The following is a 13,747-nucleotide window of genomic DNA, read 5'->3' as shown; positions in this document are numbered from 1 at the left end:
CGTTTGAATGATCAGGCGAGCTTTGCTTCGGCCGCAGCGACGATGGCGTCAGCCGTTATGCCGAAGTGCTTGAAGACATCCTTGGCAGGACCTGAAGCGCCAAAGCCCTTCATGCCGACAAACGAGCCTTCCGGACCGATAAAGGCATCCCAGCCTTCGCGGACAGCAGCTTCAACCGCGATCTTGACCGGCGAGTTGCCGAGGATCTCGCGGCGATACTCGTCCGGCTGTTCGAAGAACAGTTCGGTGCAGGGCACGGAAACGACGCGTGTGCTGACGCCCTTTTCCTCGAGCGTCTTTGCAGCCGCGATCGCCAGTTCGACTTCCGAACCGGATGCGAAGATGGTGACCTTGGCATCCGCATTGCCCGACAGCGTGTAGGCGCCGAGCGTGCAGAGGTTCTTTTCCGAATATTCGGTGCGGGCCGGTGCAAGGTTCTGACGAGTCAGTGCAAGAGCCGACGGACGGTCCTTGGTTTCGAGCGCGATCTGCCAGCATTCGGCCGTCTCGGTCGCATCGGCCGGACGGAACACCATCAGGTTCGGGATGGCGCGAAGGCTTGCCACCTGTTCAACCGGCTGGTGGGTCGGGCCATCTTCGCCAACGCCGATCGAGTCATGCGTCAGGACGTGGATGACGCGAATGCCCATCAGGGACGCGAGGCGGATCGGCGGACGGCAATAGTCCGAGAAGATCATGAAGCCGCCGCCGTAGGGGATCAGACCGCCATGCAGGGTCACGCCGTTCATGGCGGATGCCATGCCGTGTTCGCGGATGCCCCAGTGCATGTAACGGCCGGAGAAGTCCGTCGGCGTGATCGAGACCATCTGGCTGGTCTTGGTATTGTTCGACGGCGTCAGGTCGGCGGAGCCGCCGAGCGTTTCCGGCACGAAACCGTTGATGACTTCCAGAACGTCTTCCGACGCCTTGCGGGTCGCAACGGTCGGCTTGGTTTCGGCAAGCTTCTTCTTGTAGTCGTTGATGGCAGTGTCGAAGCCTTCCGGCAGGTCACCGGCAAAGCGGCGGTCGAACTCGGCCTTGTGGGCAGACGCTGCAAGGCGGTCTTCCCAGGCCTTCACGGCTTCCAAAGAGCGGACGCCGGCTTCGCGCCAGTCGGACAGAACGTCGTTGGGAATGACGAAGGGTTCGTATTCCCAGTTCAGTGCCTTGCGGGTCGCTGCAATTTCCTCGGCGCCGAGTGGCGAACCGTGAACCTTGTGGCTGCCGGCCTTGTTCGGCGAACCGAAGCCGATCGTGGTCTTGCAGGCGATGAAGGTCGGGCGGTCGGACTTGTGGGCCTGCTCGATCGCGTCTGCGATGGCGGCCTGATCGTGACCGTCGATCTCGATCGTGTTCCAGTGCACGGCCTTGAAGCGGGCGATCTGGTCCGTCGAGTCCGACAGCGATACGGCACCGTCGATGGTGATCGAGTTGTTGTCCCAGAACAGGATCAGCTTGTTCAGCTTCAGGTGGCCGGCGAGTGCGATCGACTCGTGGGAGATGCCTTCCATCAGGCAGCCGTCGCCGTTGATCACATATGTGTAGTGATCCTGCAGGTCGGCGCCGAATTCTTCGCGCAGCTTGCGTTCGGCGATTGCCATGCCGACGGCGTTGCCGATGCCCTGGCCGAGAGGACCAGTGGTGGTCTCGATGCCGGTCGCATGGCCGTATTCCGGGTGTCCGGCAGTCTTGGAGCCGAGCTGGCGGAAGCCTTTCAGGTCGTCCACCGACATGTCAGGGTAGCCGGTCAGATACAGTACCGAGTACAGCAGCATCGAGCCGTGGCCGGCCGACAGCACAAAGCGGTCACGGTCGGGCCAATGCGGCTTGGTCGGGTCGAATTTCAGGTATTTGGTAAACAGGACCGTTGCGACGTCAGCCATGCCCATGGGCATGCCCGGGTGTCCGGAATTCGCCTTTTCGACGGCATCCATGGCAAGGAAACGGATCGCATTGGCCATCCGGTCGTGTTGTTCGCGAGAAATCATGGCTAATCCACTATCGTCCGAGTGTCGGTCAGGCCCTATGATCGGGCCTCGTCAGGAAGCGTCCGATCCATATCAGGTGGGGCGCGCAAGTCAACAAAAGGCGGGCCACCGGCGGCACATAATGATCGGGTTTAGCACAGTCTGCCTGCTATTTCGGCACCGCCGCCGAGTGCCCTTGATCAGCGACGATCCACAGTTCGATGCGGTATCGTCTGCGTGTTTTATTGACCGGCTTTCAAGCGGTGAATAGTCTACGGCGCTTGTTGGCGAGGCGCTGCCGTACGATTCGGCGCCGATCGCGACCTCACGGGATATACGCATGCCGGCAGAAAAGACGGTGGATCTGGCGCTTTCGGAACTTCGGGCTGCGATAAGCGGGCTGGAGAATGCCGTCGATGTGCGCATCGAGCAGCAAAGAGACCAGGGCGAGATGGAAGGCGAGGTCAAGCGCGTGCATGCCGATCGATCGCGCCTGGCGCAGGAGCTGGATCAGTCGCAGTTTCGGGCCAATCGTCTCGAAGAGGTCAACCGCGAGGTTTCCCGCCGTCTGGTGACGGCGATGGAGACGATCCGCGCGGTTCTGGACCGGTAAGGAAAAAGAGATGGCCCAGGTAACGGTAACGATCGACGGCAAAGCCTATCGGATGGCTTGCGAAGAAGGTCAGGAACAGCACCTGACGGATCTCGCCGACCAATTCGACCGCTATGTCGGACATCTGAAGGGTCAGTTCGGCGAGATCGGTGATCTTCGCATCACGGTCATGGCCGGGATCATGATCATGGATGAGCTTTCCGAGCTGACCCGCAAGGTCGGTGCGCTCGAAGGCGAGGTGCAGTCGCTGAAATCCAACCGCGCCGGTGCCGCTGAAAACCAGAGCCGCAGCGACGAGCTTGTCGTCTCCGCCCTGAGCGAGCTTTCATCCAGACTCGAAGGCCTGACCGCGAAGCTCAACGGCCGTGTGCCGGCGAACTAAGACCGTCTCACGCCGGTGTTCAGCGTCGCTGAAAGCCTGCAGAAAAAAATGCCTCGCGATGCCACTGGCGCGCCATCGACTTCAGCCTTATATTGAAAATGCGTTCTGCGCTTCTCGACAGGAACCACAATCCCTGGGGCCATACTCGATCCAAAGGGAGCTGTCCCTGGCCAGGCCCGTGGGCTTGGACATATGGCGCCCACCTACGTTTGTAGGCACCCAGGATCGTAAAAATCCATCGGTCGCCGCGGATCGCACCTTACAGAATTCGGGCTCGATCATTCATAATGGTCGGGTCCAAAAACGAAAAACCCCGCTCAAGGCGGGGTTTTGCACGTCTAGTCGATGGGATGCTTACGAGCGCTTTTCGATCGAGCAGACCAGGACGCGGGAAAGAACGCGCTCATAGCCGACGATTTCGCGGGCGATCCGCATAACGCGGGCATGGTCGCCACTGGAGCTGACAACGCCTTCAAGAACAATGAAGTCGCCGGTCACGTCGACAGTGAGGTTGCTGCTGTCGAAGTTGGGGAGGTAACTCAGTTCCGTTTCGATAGCGGTTTTTTCCATCATCATGCCGTGGTCATGGGCAAATGCGAATGAAGCGGTAGGCTGAAGGCTGCTCAAGAACATTGTCGAAACTCCCAACATGAACGTCTGATGAATGAACTGTTGTCTTACGTTTATGTTCCGAATGTGTCCGCGCTTTTTCTAATTTCTTTTTCCAGTACACGAGTTCGTCAGATTGCCAGTCCGGTTTTCCCCTGATGTGGCATCAGGCGCCCCTGTCTGACGCTTGACAATGGCCGCGCCGTTTCCGAGTAAGTCTCCGTGTTTTCAATCGGCGGACTTCTTCATGCCCAACGCAAAAGCCACGTTCGCCCGCTCGTCGCTCCTGATGCTCGTCATCGGCGCGGCCATCCTGCTCGGCATCGTGATGTCTTCTTTCTTCCTGGCGCAGATGACCAGGACCTATTTCGATGACGTCACGAAGCTGAGAGCATTGCGGGCGACCACTGCCGATCTGCTTTTGCTTGTGCAAACCGCCGAGACCGGACAGCGCGGCTACCTGCTGGTGCAGGATCCGCTGTTCCTCGAGCCCTACCGGACATCCATCGGTGCGCTGCCGCTCCAGCTGCAGAAGGTGGAGCGGACGGCGGCCAATCAGGACATCGTCAGCGTTCCGCTGGACGAGATCCGCAGCCTGATCGCGCTAAAGACCAATGAGATGCAGGCGACGCTGTCGCTCGCAAGTTCGGGTCAGGTCGAGCAGGCAGTCGCCATCGTTCGCAACCAGTCGGGCCTTGAGGCCATGCAGAAATTGCGCGCCCTGCTTGGCGGCGTGATCGGCGAACTGGATGGACACCTGATTTCCGGCATTGGCGAGATTCGCGGAAGTTCCGAAAAGCTGCAGTGGTTTACCGTCGGCGGCGGTATCCTGATCATTCTCGTTCTCGGGGGCGCGATTGCCATCGTCTTCCAGCATGTCCGCCAGCTTCAGAAGGCCCGTGCCGAGGTGGAAACCTTGAATGCCGGGTTGGAGGAGCGGGTCAACGAGCGTACCGAAGACCTCATCCAGGCAAACCGCGAGATCCAGCGATACGCCTATATCGTCTCGCACGATCTGAGAGCGCCGCTTGTCAACATCATGGGCTTTACCAGCGAGCTGGATAGTTCGCTCAAATCGATCTCCGCCTACGTGCTGGCCGATGACGTCAAGCCGAGCGAACTTCAGGTGAGGGACGCCCGGCTTGCAGTCGAGGAAGATCTTCCAGAGGCAATCGGTTTTATCCGTTCGTCGACCAAGAAGATGGATGGCCTGATCAACGCCATCCTGAAGATCTCCCGCGACGGAAGGCGTGAGCTGAAGCCGGAGCGGATCGATCTCGCCGAACTGCTGGAGGCAACCGCTGCAAGCGTCTACCACCAGGTCAATGAGGGCGGCGGCGAAGTGGCGATTTCCACGTCGGCCGCAAAGACCCTCGTCACCGACCGGTTCTCGCTGGAGCAGGTTTTCGGCAACCTGTTCGACAATGCGGTCAAATACCAGCATCCCGACCGGCCGCTGGCGCTGTCAATCACGTCAACGCCGCTCGGGCGAAGCTTCGTCCGGATCGAGGTTGCCGATAACGGGCGCGGCATCGCGCCGGAAGACCACGAACGGGTGTTCGAGCTGTTCCGCCGTTCCGGCGTGCAGAACCAGCCCGGCGAGGGCATCGGCCTTGCGCATGTGCGATCATTAGTCAGAAATTTAGGTGGCGAGATTACGATCACGTCAACCTTGGGCGGCGGTGCGACATTCATCATCCGTCTGCCCACCGATCTGTCCCAATATGTCAGGAGTCATGGGTCATGAATGCTGCCGGCAAAGAAGTTACCATCGTTATGGTCGAGGACGACGAGGGGCATGCGCGCCTCATCGAAAAGAATGTCCGTCGAGCAGGCGTCAACAACGAGATCGTACCGTTCACGAACGGAAACGCAGCGCTCGATTATATTCTCGGCGCTGACCGCCTGGGAGCGGCCAATGCGGATCGGTATTTGCTGATCCTTCTCGACCTCAACCTCCCCGATATGTCGGGTATTGACATACTTGAGAAGGTGAAGTCCAACCCTCACTCGAAGCGACTGCCTGTGGTCATCCTGACCACGACCGACGACGAGCGAGAGATCCAGCGGTGCTACGATCTCGGTGCCAACGTTTATATAACGAAGCCAGTGGATTATGAGAGTTTCGCGCACGCCATCAGACAGCTCGGTCTGTTCTTTGCCGTGATGCAAATTCCCGGACAATGACGAGACGTGATGCAGCACACCATTCTCTACGTCGATGACGACCTTGCCCTTGCGCGGCTTGCCGTGCGCAATCTGGGTCGCTTCGGCTATCAGGTCGTCCATGCCGTGGATCTGTCCGCGGCAATGGAGACCGTTGAGAAGGGTGGCGTGCACGCAGTGGTTCTCGACCACTATCTCAGCACCGGTACCGGCCTCGAAATCCTTCACAGGCTGAACGAGATGGGGGCGGGGCTCCCGGTCATCTACGTCACCGGTTCGAGCGATGCGACGATCGCGATCGACGCATTGAAGAACGGTGCGTCCGACTATGTCATCAAGACGGTGGGCGACGAGTTCTGGCCGCTGATGCAGAGCGCGATCGGCCAGGGGATTGCGACCGCCGAGCTTCGCCGCGCCAAGGAGCGCGCCGATCAGGAGATCCGGCTTGGCAAGGAACGCGCCGAGGTGCTGTTGACGGAAGTCAACCACCGCGTCGCCAACAGCCTGGCGCTGGTCGCCGCGCTGATCCGTCTCCAGGTGTCGAGCAGCAAGAACGACGACGTCAAGGCGGCCCTGTCGGAGACGCAGGCGCGCATCTCCGCGATCGCCGGCATGCACCGCAGCCTTTATACGTCCGACGACGTGCGCCAGGTGGAGATGGACAAGTATCTCGGCACTCTGGTCAAGGAAGTGCAGGGCACGGTCAACGATCACCAGAGCGCGACGATCCTTTTGCAGGCCGACGAACTCTCGCTGAAGTCCGACCGGGCCGTCTCCGTCGGGATGATCGTGACCGAACTTCTCACCAATGCGCTGAAATATGCCTATCCGCCGGGCGCTGAGGGCGAGGTGCGTGTGCTTCTCAAGCGGCAGGATGATGACAAGGCGCTGCTTGCGGTGGAGGACGACGGCGTCGGCTGGAAGGAAGGCGACATGCCGAAGGGCACGGGTCTTGGCAGTCGGATCGTCAAGTCGATGGCGGCAACGCTTGGTGCTTCCATCCAATATGTGCCGCGCGAAAGCGGCACCCGCGCCGAACTGCTGATCGACCTGACGGCGTGATTTCTCCCTTTCCGACCGGACGCTCGCAAGTTCCACAGTGACGGCCATTGCATTGGACGCATGCTGACCCTATGATTTCCACCGCGAGCGAAGGTGCATAGCTCCGAGAACCCCCAAGGATTGCGGGCGGTTTTCCGAACTGTGCGCGAAGCAGCGCCGACGCGCCCATAGGGTGCGTTCGATAACGGTTCTCGTTGAAGTGGGCCGTGGCGTCAGTTTTGCAGGCAGGATATTGTTCCAGATTAAGAGCCCCTTTTGTTAACCGAAATATTCATCGTCGTTGCACTCACCATTCTCAATGGTGTCCTCGCAATGTCGGAACTTGCCGTCGTGTCCTCGCGTCCCGTGCGTCTCCGGGTCATGGCAGAGCAGGGAAATCGTGGCGCAGCAGCCGCCATCAAGCTGGCTGAAGATCCGGGCCGCTTCCTCTCCTCCGTTCAGATCGGCATCACCCTTGTCGGCGTTCTCTCCGGCGCGTTTTCCGGTGCAACGCTCGGCACCCGTCTGACCAACTGGCTGTCCGAGCAGGGCATGCCGCAAAACTTCGCCGACTGGCTCGGCGTCGGCGGTGTCGTCGTGGTCATCACCTATATGTCGCTGATTGTCGGCGAACTCGTTCCGAAGCAGATCGCATTGCGGGCGCCTGAGCTCGTGGCCGCCAAAGTGGCGCCGGCGATGAAGATGGTCGCGACAATCGGTGCCCCGGTCGTGTGGTTTCTCGATATCTCGGGTCGGTTTCTTCTGGCCCTTCTCGGCCAGAGCGGGGAATCGAACGAGAAAGTCACCGACGAGGAAATCCGCACCGTGCTTGCCGAGGCACATAGCGCGGGCGTGATCGAGACCGAGGAATCGGCGATGATATCAGGCGTCATGCGACTGGCCGACCGTACCGCGCGCGGCCTCATGACGCCACGCCGCGATGTGGAGGTGCTCGATACCGAAGATGAGCCGGAAGAGCTTCGTGCGCAGCTGCGGGCGACGACACGCTCGCGTCTGCCGGTACGCAAGGGCTCGTCGGACGAGATCCAGGGCGTGCTCTTCGTCAAGGACGCCTATGAATTCATGGCCGGCGGCAGGGGCGGCGATCCCGCCTCGCTGATGCGCGAAGCGCCTGTCGTTTCCGACCTGACCGGCGCGCTCGACGTTATTCAGGCTTTGCGCAAGTCCCCGGCGCACATGGTTCTCGTCTATGACGAATACGGCCATTTCGAAGGCATCATCACCTCGGGCGACGTGCTCGAAGCCATTACCGGCGTGTTTCAGGAGGACGAGGTTGAAGAACCCGCCATCGTCGCGCGCGACGACGGATCCTATCTCGTCGCCGGCTGGATGGCAGTCGACGAGTTCTCCGCGCAGATGGGCGTGCCGATCGAGGATGACCCGGGTTACGAGACCGTTGCAGGCTTTGTTCTCGACGAGTTGAAGCATCTGCCGGAACTGGGCGAGAAGTTCACCACACGAGGCTGGACCTTCGAGGTGATCGATCTCGACGGACGTCGTATCGACAAGCTGCTGCTCAGCCGAGCACCAGACTGACGGTACGGGACCGATGAGCGAGGCTTTTTCCGACAATCGCATGCGCAAGACGGAACTGCGGCGCCAGAGCCTCGCCGCGAGAGACGCTCTGTCTATTTCGGATAGGGTCGGAAAGAACCAGGCGCTTGCCGTTCATGGCGCCGGGGCAATCGAGTTGCATACCGGAGCGATCGTGTCGGGCTTTCTGCCGATCCGATCCGAGGTGGATCTCCATCCTCTCATGGCATTGCTGCGGGATCGCGGCGGGCGCATCTGCCTGCCGGTCGTCCTCGACAAGGAAACGATCGTGTTTCGCGAACTGACGCCTGAGACGGTGCTTGTGCCCGGTACGTTCGGGACCTCGGGTCCTGGACCCGAGGAGGAAGAACTCGAGCCCGAGATCATGCTCGTGCCACTGGCCGCCTTCGACGCCCGCGGCCACCGGATTGGCTATGGCGGCGGATATTATGACCGGGCCATTCACCGTTTGCGCGAAAAAGGCTTGAACCCGCGGTTGATCGGCATTGCATTCGACTGCCAGGAAGTGGCATCAGTGCCTGAAGAACCTCATGATATGAAGCTCGATGCCGTCTTGACCGAAAGCGGCTATCGGCCGTTCGCGGATATGCCCGCGTAGATTGGACAAGCATGCGTCTTTTGTTTCTGGGTGACATGGTCGGCAAAACCGGCCGTACGGCGGTTTGGGACAAGTTGCCGGGGCTGGTGTCCGACCTGAAACTCGACTTCGTCATCGTCAATGGCGAGAATGCCGCCGGCGGTTTCGGCATTACCGAAGAGATCTTTCTCGAGACGATCAATGCCGGTGCCGACGTCGTCACCACCGGCAACCATGTCTGGGACCAGAAGGAAGCCGTCGGGTTTGCCGGCCGCCACGACCAGTTCCTGCGCCCGGCCAACTATCCGGCCGGCACGCCCGGCAAGGGATCCGGCATCTTCTACGGCCGCAACGGCGCCCGCATCCTCGTCGCCAACATCATGGGCCGGGTCTTCATGCATCCGGAGCTCGACGATCCCTTCAAGTCCGCCGAGGCGATCCTTGCCGCGGCCCCGCTGAAGGAACAGGCGGATGCCATCATCTTCGACTTCCATGCGGAAGCCACCAGCGAAAAGCAGTGTTTCGGCCATTTCGTCGATGGTCGCGCGTCGCTTGTCGTCGGCACCCACACGCATGTCCCGACCGCCGACTGCCAGATCCTGAACGGCGGCACCGGCTACATGTCGGATGCCGGCATGTGCGGCGACTACGATTCGTCGCTCGGCATGGACAAGGAGGAGCCGCTCAACCGGTTCATCTCGAAAATGCCGAAGGGCCGTTTCGAGGCGGCAAACGGTCCCGCGACGATCTGCGGTCTCGGCATCGAGATTTCCGACACGACGGGACTGGCCGAGAAGATCGAGCCGCTCCGGATCGGGCCGCGGCTCGCGGAGACCATTCCGAGCTTCTGGCGGTAGAATGGTTCGGGCGCTGCTTCTGTTTGCGGTTCTGATGCTTCCGGTTTTCGGAGCATCGGCACAGCAAAGCGTCCAGCCTTCAGCCGGAACGTGGGCTCAGAAGAAGTGCAGTTTCTACGCCAAGGCTTGGCACGACATGCTTTCGATGTCCGCTGGCGGCGACGTTACCCGTGCTTTCATTGAGGGGAACGAGGCCTTCATTGCAGCCGGCTGCTCCAACGGTGCGGATGTGTGCCCGTCGTCCAAGGGTGATATCGATCTTGCCAATCGCCTCACCATGGCCGCGATGAACTTCGGGACAGCGAGCTCATTTCTGCCCTTCGTCTGCCGGACGCGTTGAGGCGCTAACCACTCAATGACATGATTGTGAGACGACCACGGCGCTTCGTCGCTGGACGCTTCGCCATGCTTGCCCCATCCTGAGCCCCGGAATGGCATGAACGCATCGGCTCGATTTTTCGCAACGCGGTTCGGGGTGTGGCATGAAGCTGCGAACGCTGGCATTCGGTTTTTCGGCTCTCCTTCTATCCGCCATATCGGCGCTGGCGCAGGAGGGCGGGTTGCCGGTCAGCCAATGCCAGGCGATTGCGCAGAACCTGCCGGGCGAGAATTTCCCCCATGTCCGCTATGCCAGCTTCAATCCCTCGGGTCCCACGTTTGCGCCAGTCATCAAACCGGTAAACCTGTCGGCGCGGGAAGAGGTGAAGATTACCTTCGTCGGCCACTCGACCTATTTCATCCAGAGCCCCGACGGTATCGGCATCGCCACCGATTACAGCGGCGTTCACCAGCCGTCACGGATTCCTGACGTAGTGACGATGAACAAGGCGCATTCCACCCACTATACGATGATGCCGGATCCTGCGATCGCCCACGTGATGCGCGGATGGAGCGATGTGCCGGGTGAAAAGGCCGAGCATCGGGAGATGGTCGGGGATGTCTATATCCGCAATGTCGTCTCGGATATCCGCAACTGGGGCGGCGGGATCGAGCCGGACGGCAACTCGATCTTCATCTTCGAAGTCGCCGGTCTCTGCATCGGGCATCTCGGCCACCTGCATTTCGAACTCAACGAACAGCAGTACACGCAGATCGGTCGGCTTGATATTCTGATGGTGCCTGTTGATGGTGGTTTGACGATGGGGGCGGACAGCATGAGCCGCGTCGTTCAACGGCTGCGGTCGTCGCTGATCCTGCCGATGCACCGTTTCGGACCGCCGCTCGAGCGGTTCCTGTCGATGTTCGACGGCAAGTTCGAGATCGCCTACGCGCCGAGCGAGACGATCACCGTGTCGATGCGCAGCCTTCCGAAGAAGCCGACGATCATGGTGCCGCAAGGGCTGTGACAGGGGCTGTTCAAGCCCCTGTCGGTCTTTTGATCAGGCGTGACGCGTGAAGGTCAGGCGCTTGTTGACGCCGACTTCCGGCATCTTCTCGTCATTCAGGTTCGCCTTGGCGATTTCCCAGCCGAACTTGAGCGTGCTGTCGGTCGACGCCCAGATTTCCGCATCATCGACACGGAAGGCCAGCATGGTGAGATGGGGATCGGACTTACCGTGTTCGTACCAGGCAGCCGTCACGGCGCTCCAGTATTCATCGATCTTCGCCTCGTCCTTGCGGACTTCCAGGGTGCCCGAGAGGCAGGCGTGGTAATCGTGATCCTTGCCGACCACGTTGAAGTGGGCGCGGGAGGCTGTGCCGAGCGCCTTCACCAGATCCGTATCGGTCCTGGTATAGAACCAGATCGTGTTGGTCTCGGAATCGACATTCGGCGCCATCGGCTGGAAGTGCATGTGCGCACCTTCGATGCCGAGCATGCCCGCATGGATTCCGTTGATTTCGTCCCACATCTGACGTTCGGGGGCTTCGCGTGCTTCGGTAAGGCTCGCCATCTATAATTCTCCTTCTTTGTCGTGCGGTTGAAGAACGGAGGCGGGGCGGGGTTTGTTCCTCATCCGAAAGGCTCTTGAACGGCCTCCGCTTCGAAACTATAAGGCGGCACAATTCCAGATAATGATGCAGACAGGGGTGCCATGGCTGGCCATTCACAGTTCAAGAACATCATGCACCGCAAGGGCAAGCAGGACGGTATCCGTTCCAAGATGTTCTCCAAGCTTGCACGCGAAATCACCGTTGCGGCAAAATCCGGTCTACCCGACCCGGATATGAACGCGGCACTGCGCCTTGCCGTTCAAAACGCCAAGGCTCAGTCGATGCCGAAGGACAATATCGACCGGGCCATCAAGAAGGCTTCGGGCGCCGACGCCGAGAACTACGACGCGGTGCGTTACGAGGGCTACGGTCCCGGCGGCACAGCCGTGATCGTCGAAGCGCTGACCGATAACCGCAATCGTACCGCCTCCAACGTTCGCTCGATCTTTACCAAGGCCGGCGGCGCTCTTGGCGAAACCGGTTCGGTGTCCTTCTCCTTCGACCATGTCGGCGAGATCACCTACAAGGCGTCGGTCGGCGATGCGGATACGGTCATGGAAGCTGCGATCGAAGCGGGTGCCGACGATGTGATTTCCGACGAGGAAGGCCACACGATCATCTGCGGGTTTGAGGCGCTCGGTGAAGTCTCCAAGGCGCTCGACGCCACGCTCGGTGGTGCCGAGACCGTCAAGTCGATCTGGAAGCCGCAGAACACGATCGAAGTCGACGAGGAACGCGCGCTGTCGCTGATGAAGCTGATCGGCAATCTCGAAGACGACGACGACGTGCAGAACGTCTATTCGAACTTCGAAGTCTCGGATGAGGTCATGGCCAAGTTGTCGGCCTGATCGCCTCTCTAGTCCTGAAATGAAGCGGGCCGGTCGTTGAGACCGGCCCGTATTCGTTTACGCGGCTCGCTGCAGCTGGCTATCCATCAGCGACAGCTGCGAAAACAATTCCACCGAGCGGAGACGCTTGTCGATATCGTGGATCGGCATCGAGATGATGAGCTCGTCGGCCTGGGTTTCGGCCAGGAACTCACCAAGCTTGCGTTCGATGGTTCGTGGCGAGCCGACCGCTGCGTAGCGCAGCGTGTGCTCCACATTCATCTTCTCCATCGGCGTCCAGAAGCCGTCCATCGTATCGAGCGGTTTCGGGAAAAGGCCGCGGACGTTCTTGCGCAGGTTGACAAACTGCTGCTGCGACGAGGTGAAGAGCCTGTTTGCTTCCTCATCCGTATCTGCTGCCACACCCATGACACCGGCCATCACATACGGTTTGTCGAGATCCGCCGAGGGCTGGAAGCGATCGCGGTAGATGGCGATCGCGTCGAGCAGCATATCTGGCGCAAAGTGCGAGGCAAACGCGTAGGGGAGACCCAAAGCGGCCGCCACGTGGGCGCTGTAGGTCGAGGAGCCGAGAAGCCAGATCGGCACATTCGCCTCGGTTCCCGGCACGGCAAGGATTGCCTGGTTCGGGACGGGCGTTCCAAGCAGATGCTTGAGCTCGACGATATCCTGCGGAAAGTTTTCTGCGCCGGCATCGAGATTGCGTCTCAGCGCATTTGCCGTGCGCATGTCGGTTCCGGGCGCTCGGCCGAGGCCGAGATCGACGCGGCCGGGGAGCAGCGCTTCCAGCGTGCCGAACTGTTCGGCGATCACAAGAGGAGAATGGTTTGGCAGCATGATGCCGCCGGAGCCAACCCGGATGGTCTTGGTCGCGGCGCCGACATGGGCGATGACGAGCGCGGTAGCCGCGCTGGCAATGCCCGGCATGCCATGGTGTTCGGCAAGCCAGAGGCGGTTATAGCCATGCTGTTCGGCCTTGATCGCCAGCCTGCGGGACTGGTCGAGAGCCTGGCTGACGGAATACCCTTCGCCGATCAGCGAAAGGTCGAGAATGGAAAACGGGATCATCGGCATATCCTGAAATGGATAGGAAAACGTGTTCTCCCTATCTAGGCAGCCGGTCTTGCAAATACGACCCCGCCGGCGATGAAAGTCGCTAGGCGGGGTCGGTGGAGGTCCG

15 protein-coding genes and 1 other RNA gene are annotated in these 13,747 nt (G+C 60.4%); 12 read left to right on the top strand and 4 right to left on the bottom strand.

The genetic code is table 11. The annotated features are described in order from the left end of the window. Positions 1–11 precede the first annotated feature (11 nt). Positions 12–1,988 (bottom strand): transketolase, encoded by a 1,977-nt coding sequence (tkt, locus tag ASG19_RS18595; RefSeq protein ID WP_062460821.1) that lies wholly within the window; start codon positions 1,986–1,988, stop codon positions 12–14. 319 nt (positions 1,989–2,307) lie between these two features. On the opposite strand from tkt, the gene ASG19_RS18590 reads away from it, so the two are divergent. The 3 genes from ASG19_RS18590 (at position 2,308) to ssrS (ending at position 3,220) form a co-directional block, all read left to right on the top strand. Further along, on the top strand, positions 2,308–2,580 hold the full coding sequence (locus tag ASG19_RS18590; RefSeq protein ID WP_062460818.1) for a DUF4164 domain-containing protein: 273 nt from the start codon (positions 2,308–2,310) through the stop codon (positions 2,578–2,580). A gap of 10 nt (positions 2,581–2,590) precedes the next feature. Continuing rightward, positions 2,591–2,962 (top strand): cell division protein ZapA, encoded by a 372-nt coding sequence (locus tag ASG19_RS18585; RefSeq protein ID WP_062460814.1) that lies wholly within the window; start codon positions 2,591–2,593, stop codon positions 2,960–2,962. 99 nt (positions 2,963–3,061) lie between these two features. Further along, positions 3,062–3,220, top strand: a non-coding RNA gene (gene ssrS / locus ASG19_RS18580) — 6S RNA. 96 nt (positions 3,221–3,316) lie between these two features. Here ssrS and ASG19_RS18575 read toward each other — a convergent pair. Beyond that, positions 3,317–3,595 carry a BON domain-containing protein gene (locus ASG19_RS18575; protein WP_062460811.1) on the bottom strand — a complete coding sequence of 93 codons (279 nt, stop codon included), beginning with the start codon at positions 3,593–3,595 and terminating at the stop codon, positions 3,317–3,319. A gap of 223 nt (positions 3,596–3,818) precedes the next feature. On the opposite strand from ASG19_RS18575, the gene ASG19_RS18570 reads away from it, so the two are divergent. From ASG19_RS18570 to ASG19_RS18535, 8 genes are all read left to right on the top strand, one after another. After that, positions 3,819–5,318 (top strand): ATP-binding protein, encoded by a 1,500-nt coding sequence (locus ASG19_RS18570; protein WP_200933928.1) that lies wholly within the window; start codon positions 3,819–3,821, stop codon positions 5,316–5,318. Continuing rightward, positions 5,315–5,758 (top strand): response regulator, encoded by a 444-nt coding sequence (locus tag ASG19_RS18565; RefSeq protein WP_062460808.1) that lies wholly within the window; start codon positions 5,315–5,317, stop codon positions 5,756–5,758. Before ASG19_RS18570 ends, ASG19_RS18565 begins: the two co-directional genes overlap by 4 nt. Positions 5,759–5,767: 9 nt before the next feature. Next, positions 5,768–6,799, top strand: a complete 1,032-nt coding sequence (locus ASG19_RS18560) for a sensor histidine kinase (protein ID WP_062460805.1) — start codon at positions 5,768–5,770, stop codon at positions 6,797–6,799. 255 nt (positions 6,800–7,054) lie between these two features. After that, positions 7,055–8,335, top strand: coding sequence for a hemolysin family protein (locus ASG19_RS18555; RefSeq protein WP_082476442.1), 1,281 nt, complete (start codon positions 7,055–7,057; stop codon positions 8,333–8,335). 13 nt (positions 8,336–8,348) lie between these two features. Then, positions 8,349–8,951 (top strand): 5-formyltetrahydrofolate cyclo-ligase, encoded by a 603-nt coding sequence (locus ASG19_RS18550; protein WP_062460802.1) that lies wholly within the window; start codon positions 8,349–8,351, stop codon positions 8,949–8,951. Between the two features lie 11 nt (positions 8,952–8,962). Continuing rightward, the gene (locus ASG19_RS18545; RefSeq protein WP_062460799.1) at positions 8,963–9,787 is read left to right on the top strand and encodes a TIGR00282 family metallophosphoesterase; all 825 of its coding nucleotides are present in this window, start codon (positions 8,963–8,965) and stop codon (positions 9,785–9,787) included. Between the two features lies 1 nt (position 9,788). Beyond that, positions 9,789–10,127 (top strand): hypothetical protein, encoded by a 339-nt coding sequence (locus ASG19_RS18540; protein ID WP_062460796.1) that lies wholly within the window; start codon positions 9,789–9,791, stop codon positions 10,125–10,127. A gap of 142 nt (positions 10,128–10,269) precedes the next feature. Continuing rightward, positions 10,270–11,133: an MBL fold metallo-hydrolase gene (locus ASG19_RS18535; protein WP_062460794.1), complete on the top strand. Its 864-nt coding sequence runs from the start codon at positions 10,270–10,272 to the stop codon at positions 11,131–11,133. A 33-nt stretch (positions 11,134–11,166) separates the two neighbouring features. On the opposite strand, the gene ASG19_RS18530 is transcribed toward ASG19_RS18535, so the two are convergent. After that, the gene (locus ASG19_RS18530) at positions 11,167–11,679 is read right to left on the bottom strand and encodes a pyridoxamine 5'-phosphate oxidase family protein (protein WP_062460791.1); all 513 of its coding nucleotides are present in this window, start codon (positions 11,677–11,679) and stop codon (positions 11,167–11,169) included. A gap of 141 nt (positions 11,680–11,820) precedes the next feature. Between ASG19_RS18530 and ASG19_RS18525 the strand changes: the two genes are divergently transcribed. Beyond that, positions 11,821–12,567 (top strand): YebC/PmpR family DNA-binding transcriptional regulator, encoded by a 747-nt coding sequence (locus ASG19_RS18525; RefSeq protein ID WP_062460788.1) that lies wholly within the window; start codon positions 11,821–11,823, stop codon positions 12,565–12,567. Positions 12,568–12,624: 57 nt separating this feature from the next. Here ASG19_RS18525 and ASG19_RS18520 read toward each other — a convergent pair whose 3' ends face one another. Then, complete coding sequence (locus tag ASG19_RS18520; protein WP_062461844.1) at positions 12,625–13,635, bottom strand: LLM class flavin-dependent oxidoreductase; 1,011 nt, start codon at positions 13,633–13,635, stop codon at positions 12,625–12,627. Positions 13,636–13,747 lie beyond the last annotated feature (112 nt).

It is taken from the genome of Rhizobium sp. Leaf306 (assembly GCF_001423425.1).
Lineage (GTDB): Bacteria > Pseudomonadota > Alphaproteobacteria > Rhizobiales > Rhizobiaceae > Neorhizobium > Neorhizobium soli.
The sequence above is the reverse complement of the archived record's forward strand: the minus strand, read 5'-3'. Positions and strand labels throughout refer to the sequence as shown.